General features: G+C 30.3%; 6 protein-coding genes and 1 pseudogene. 6 read left to right on the forward strand and 1 reads right to left on the reverse strand.

Features of this window, described 5'->3' with window-relative positions; translation table 11 throughout:
- Nucleotides 1-89 precede the first annotated feature (89 nt).
- The 5 genes from V6U76_RS00385 to V6U76_RS00405 all read left to right on the forward strand — a co-directional run bounded on the left by V6U76_RS00385 (nucleotide 90) and on the right by V6U76_RS00405 (nucleotide 4,507).
- The gene (locus V6U76_RS00385) at nucleotides 90-797 is read left to right on the forward strand and encodes a class II aldolase/adducin family protein (protein WP_333023015.1); all 708 of its coding nucleotides are present in this window, start codon (nucleotides 90-92) and stop codon (nucleotides 795-797) included.
- A 212-nt stretch (nucleotides 798-1,009) separates the two neighbouring features.
- A complete protein-coding gene (locus V6U76_RS00390; protein ID WP_333023016.1) occupies nucleotides 1,010-1,504 on the forward strand; it encodes a hypothetical protein in 495 nt (164 codons plus the stop codon).
- The gene (locus V6U76_RS00395) at nucleotides 1,473-2,336 is read left to right on the forward strand and encodes a hypothetical protein (RefSeq protein WP_333023017.1); all 864 of its coding nucleotides are present in this window, start codon (nucleotides 1,473-1,475) and stop codon (nucleotides 2,334-2,336) included. Before V6U76_RS00390 ends, V6U76_RS00395 begins: the two co-directional genes overlap by 32 nt.
- Before the next feature lie 92 nt (nucleotides 2,337-2,428).
- Nucleotides 2,429-3,586 carry a 2-octaprenyl-6-methoxyphenyl hydroxylase gene (ubiH, locus tag V6U76_RS00400; protein WP_333023018.1) on the forward strand — a complete coding sequence of 386 codons (1,158 nt, stop codon included), beginning with the start codon at nucleotides 2,429-2,431 and terminating at the stop codon, nucleotides 3,584-3,586.
- A gap of 147 nt (nucleotides 3,587-3,733) precedes the next feature.
- Nucleotides 3,734-4,507, forward strand: a complete 774-nt coding sequence (locus V6U76_RS00405; RefSeq protein WP_333023019.1) for a P44/Msp2 family outer membrane protein — start codon at nucleotides 3,734-3,736, stop codon at nucleotides 4,505-4,507.
- A gap of 41 nt (nucleotides 4,508-4,548) precedes the next feature.
- Here the strand turns inward: V6U76_RS00405 and V6U76_RS00410 are convergent, their stop codons facing one another.
- Nucleotides 4,549-5,262, reverse strand: coding sequence for a pyridoxine 5'-phosphate synthase (locus V6U76_RS00410; RefSeq protein ID WP_333023021.1), 714 nt, complete (start codon nucleotides 5,260-5,262; stop codon nucleotides 4,549-4,551).
- Nucleotides 5,263-5,419: 157 nt separating this feature from the next.
- On the opposite strand from V6U76_RS00410, the pseudogene V6U76_RS00415 reads away from it, so the two are divergent.
- A pseudogene (locus tag V6U76_RS00415) lies at nucleotides 5,420-6,000 on the forward strand (P-loop NTPase); the annotation flags it as partial.

The following is a 6,000-nucleotide window of genomic DNA, read 5'->3' on the forward strand; positions in this document are numbered from 1 at the left end:
GTTTTTTATTTATGATACCTTATAAAAACTTTTATATTGATTTGCTGTGAGTATCTTGTATAAGTTTTAAAAGGGTTTTGTTGTAAATTGTGCTATTAACCAAGAATAATTTGAAAGGTGATCTGGTCTATGCGTATAAGATTTTATCTCACCTAAAATTAGACGATCATACATATACTCATCTATCTGTGCGTGCTGAGGATCAAAAGTCATTTTATATTTATCCATTTGGTATATGCTTCAACGAAGTTAGTGAAGACTTATTAATGAAAGTATCATTTAATGGTAATGTGATAGAAGGTAAAGAATATCAATATAACAAAACTGGTTATATAATTCATGGTTTTATTTACCAAGCAAGGCAAGATATTCAGGCAATTTTTCATCTGCATGTACCTTGTATTGTAGCTGTTTCTTCCTTAAAAGATGGCTTGCTTCCTATAAGTCAGTGGGCATTACACTTTTACAATAAGATTTCTTACCATAATTACAATTCTCTTGCACTTGATGATGTAGAAGGAAAAAGACTAATAGCTGATCTTGGAGAAAATTTTGTGATGCTAATGCGTAATCATGGATCTATAACGTGTGGTCATACCATACAAGAAGCAATGTTCTACACATATCATTTAGAACAGGCGTGCAAAACTCAATGTCTAGCATTAGCTATGAATAAAGAATTATTAGTCCCAAGTGAAGAAACTTGTTCGAAAGCTGTACGAGATCTTTTGTCCTTCGAAAGAAATCTCGGAGAAAGAGATTGGCATGCATGGATTCGATTACTTCAAAGTAAGTAATACAGGCTTACTTTTTGAGTATTTCTAGGTTCTATAGACATAATTCTATTATGAGAGGGGGAAAATGGTAACTAACAAAGAACAATTTTGGGGAACTACCAGAATCACATATAAGAAACAAAGTGGGAGCAAATTTTTGAATTTTTTAAGAAGTGTAAAAGGTTTGCACGGAAAATTAAAAATTAATACGATTTTTTATTATAGTATGATATATGGCAAGGAAAGATCTATTTGTTCAGGGTATACAGGATATAACTGAGAAATTTAAAATTTATATGCATATTCTTATGCCTATAGATAAAGAAAGATATAATATACCACGTCACCTTAAGAACTTTCATAAAAAAGTTTTTGATATATATAAAAGAAATAAGGAAGAGTGCTTATTAGAGTTTATAAATTTTTACCTAGCCAATAATTGCTATGATAATTTTAGGTTAAAAATTTTTCGGTGCATTGTGTTTTCAGGAGCTGTATCTAATCTCAAAGAATTTTTTTGCAATAATTTCGATAAAGTTATTCAGTTAGGATTTGAGAGAGATAAATTTAATGAAGGTTTTAATGAACTATCACAAGTAATATATAATCAATATTGTCATTTACAACAAATAGAAAAATCAGAGTTGCAAGGTAATTATAGATATATTCAGGATAAATATAGAGATTTCAGACATATTGAACAAAATAAAGAAGATTTTAAACGATGAGAAGATTGATATATTTTACCATCTTATAAGTCTTATTTATCAATCTGAAAAATCAAGAGAACAAAAAGAAGAAGAAATAATTTTTAGGCAGGAAGCATTGATACAAGAAGAGCAAGAAAGTAAACAGGAAATGTTATTACAGAAACAAGAAAGCAAGCTAAATAGTGGAGCAAGTAAAAAAAAGAAAAAGAAGAAATCTGGTTCTGCAAAAAAGAGTGATAGAGAAGTATCAAAACAAGTATTTAGTGCTAAAGTAACACAAAGTATTACTTTTACAGAAAAGAGTGAACTTCCACAACAAGAATCAACTTCTGGAGTAATAGAAAACGTTAACCATGGTATTGAAGATAATAAGGAAAAACATACGCCACAAAATCTTTTACATGTAGAACAAATAAATGAGGCGAAAAATCAGTTGTATGAGCACGCTCAACAAGAAGATAGAAGAGCCATCATGAATAGTCATAGTCCAACTATAGATCGTGGTAATGTAGCACCTACTAATAGCTGGGATAGTGAGAATATAGAAGAATTGCATAATCATCATGCAACTATAGGTAATAGTCATATTACATCTACTAATAGTTGTAATATAATACCAAGCAATGCAGTAATACAAATAATGCCAGTTCCAGTGGTAGTTGGTATAACACATGTAGTTCATGTAGTTCATACTGTAATCCATCATGTAGTATCTAGTAATGCTACTGAAGACAGCAATAGGCAACAACATCAAGACTGGTGTGTATTACATAATGTAACAGTAGAAAATTTAGCAAAGCAAACACTTCGTTCAGGTGAACAAAGATGTAGCTGTTACTACGAGAAATAGCTAATTGCAATTCATAAAAAAGTAATGCGAAAATATCTTAATTGATTGCGTTCAAGTTTTTATTTATAATTTTATATACTTTATAAGTAACAATGAATTACGATATCATCATTTCAGGTGGTGGAATGCTTGGCCTTATCACTGCTATCGGTTTAAGCAAGGAATCCATATCTGTTGCTGTAATTGAAAAAAATATTTTGCCATTCGCTATTAATGATAATAGAGCATTTGCTATTTCTCAAGGGTCCAAGAAGATTTTAGAAGAATTTGGTATTTGGAAATATATAGACGCAGAACCCATAATGGACATTATGATACTGGATGAAAATAGCCCAGTTACAGTGCACTATGATCATAAAACAGTTAGTACAGAACCTATGGGTTATATTGTTGATAGTGCTACGATATGGAATGCGATAAATAATAATTTTCTCGATAAAATTAATATATACTCAGGTATTCCATATGAAATTGTGTCATATGATTGTTGCTACGCAGAAGTCATTCTTAATGATGATAAAAGGTTGACATCTTCGCTAATTATTTGTGCAGAAGGTAAAAATTCTGCGCTGCGTGAGTTACTTTCCATACCAACAATCAAATTTAATTATAAACAAAGCAGTATAGTATGTAACGTCATACATGAATTGCATCATCAAAATCTAGCTGTTGAACATTTTTTTTCTAGTGGCCCATTTGCAATTTTACCTATGAAGGGTGGTTATACCTCCTCTATAGTTTGGACAGAAGAATCTAAAGTTGCAGGTATGCTAATGCACTTAACTGATAAAGAATTTGTTATAGAATTAAAAAAAAGATTTGGTTCTTATTTAGGAGAGCTAGAGCTTACAGGAACAAGAAAGATATATAAATTAAATTTTTTATTTGCAAGGGATCTGTATAAAAATAGGGTTTTACTTATAGGTGATGCTTCTCACTCTATTCATCCAATTGCAGGGCAAGGATTCAATTTAGGGATAAGAGATGTTGACAGTGTTATAAAACATATTGTTGGTGCAAAAAAAGAGGGAATTGATTGTGGAAGCAGTTATGTATTAAATAAAATCTCACGTGATAGATATACTGATAATTTTAGTATGGCACTTGCAACTGACGGAATAAATAGAATATTTTCTAATAGAATATTACCTATTAAAATGCTTAGAAATATTGGTTTAATGATAGTTGAAAACTCTGATTTGTTAAAAAAGTATTTTATTAAGCATGCAATGGGATTATTCAATAGTTAAAATAACATAACTGTTCACTGGTTTATAAGTATAATTTGTTAAACTATATAATAGAACATGCAACTCAAAAATGTTTTATAGCTATTTTAATATTTACTAATTTATAACTATTACTTTTTATATTACATATTTTATATTGAGATCAAAATGCTTACTAAAAAAATGTTTATTGCAACAGCGGTTGCTTTACTGATATCACATCAATCATTTGCTGAGAAAAATATCTATATTTCTGGAAGTTATCACAACGAATTTTTCAACAGTACTGGTGAAATTAAAGTAAAAGATAGCGATAAAACCTGGTATGTTAATGATTTTAATAGTCAAGATACTAAAGCTCAAGAACTAACAAAATATAAACCAAGTTACAGCCCGCCTTTTGCTGCGAGTTTAGCACTTGGTTATAAGAAAGAAATTAAGGATAATGATTATAGATTTGAACTAGAGTTTGCACGCTCCAGTATTAGAGTGCATAATCGCGGCTTAACAGATGGGCCAATAAAAATTACAGATTCAGCAGACGGTAAAGAAGGAATATTTATATTAAAAGATAATGATGAAGTAAAAAGTTCCTCATTAATGGTTAGTGCTTATCGTGAATGGAAAAATGAACGTTTTTCTCCATACGCTGGTGCTGGAGTTGGTGTTGCTAGAATAACACAATTTAATATAACAGATTCCTTTAATCCTGCCATCCAACTTAAAGCTGGTATCAATTATTTCAGTCATAAAAATACAGATGTATATTTCGGATATAGATATTTCCGCACCATAGGAAGTAGTGAATTTATAACAAAAACAGGAACAGTAACACAAGAAAATGAAAAAGATGTATTTAAGGAGAACATTAATACAGAAATCCTCACTGTAAACAGCTACGGCATGCATGCCTTAGAAGTTGGAGTAAGAATTCATCTATAACTTTATATAGATGTTGACATAGATGTTGCAGAGCTATGGAATTAATTTTGGGAAAGCGTTTGTTTCATATCTTTTATTACTTTATGTAGTCCATAAAGAATAGCTCGGCTTATTAAATAATGTCCTATATTTAAAGCTGAAATATGAGGTATTAATTCTACTATTGACCTTGCCGTTGCATAACTAATTCCATGGCCTGCATGACATTCTATGTTTTGCTTAACCACATATTCTGCAGCTTTTTTTATTTTATAAAAACTTTTCTCAGAAGGATCATTACAGAATTCTCCTGTATGAATTTCAATAATATCTGGTTTAATGTCTAATTTTCCAATATGCTGTAATTGATCCATATCAGGATCAATAAATAGTGATACTTCTATATTAGAGTGATGCATATCCTTTATTATACTAGATAACTCATTCATATTGAAAATATCTAAACCACTTTCTGTTGTCAGTTCATTCCTTTTTTCCGGTACAAGGCATATTGAGTGTGGCTTAACTTCTTTTGCTATATCAAGCATCTCTTGCGTAGCTGCAATTTCAAGATTAAGTTTATTAGGATAAATGTGCTTCTTTAATTCATATACATCATTATCTCTTATATGCCTTCTATCCTCTCTTAAGTGCACTGTAATGAAATCTGCTCCTGCATTTATTATAATAGAAGCTGCTTCAAGGATATCTGGATAACGAGTATTACGTAAATTTCGTATTGTTGCAATATGATCAATATTAACGCCTAATTTCATAAGAGAGTAAAAAATAACAAATGATCATTCTATCATCATTTGTTTTTTAAACAACTAACTTATACTATGGTTCTATATATGGTTTTAAAAAATTTGCCTATTTGATATAATATAAATTAAACTTTTACAAGCTCTTTAACTAAATTTTAAGATAAAAATGATAAATGAAGAAATTATAAGAGAGAAACTGAGAAAAGTTATTGATCCAGAAAGCGGGAAAGATATCATTTCTCTTGGTATTGTGTCATCTATTGTTATTAAAGGTGGCCACGTTGGTTTTGCTCTTGAATTTTCCCATCAAAAACAAATAGTAAAAGATTTAAGAATAAAATGTGAAAATACTATTAAAACAATACCTGAGTCACAAAAGTAACTGTTGTTATTACTAATGTTAAAGGTCAAAACATGCAACCCAAAAATCAGCTTAATATAGAGGGAGTAAAAAATATAATTGTCATTGCTTCAGGTAAAGGTGGAGTTGGTAAATCTACGGTTGCACTTAATCTTGCCTTATCTTTAGTAAAGTTAGGATATGAAACTGCGCTAGTTGATGCAGATATATATGGTCCTTCAATTCCAAAAATGCTTGGTACTGAAAACTTAAAACCAGAAATACAGAATGGTAAAGCTGTGCCCATAGTAAAACACGGACTTCATAGCATTTCTATAGGATATTTTATTGATAAGGACCGTGCAGCAATATGGCGAGGACCTATGGTTACAAAAGTGCTTTATAAT

Origin of the sequence: Wolbachia endosymbiont of Pentidionis agamae (genome assembly GCF_036711655.1) — a bacterium.
In the GTDB taxonomy this organism is placed as follows: Bacteria; Pseudomonadota; Alphaproteobacteria; order Rickettsiales; family Anaplasmataceae; genus JAZHPY01.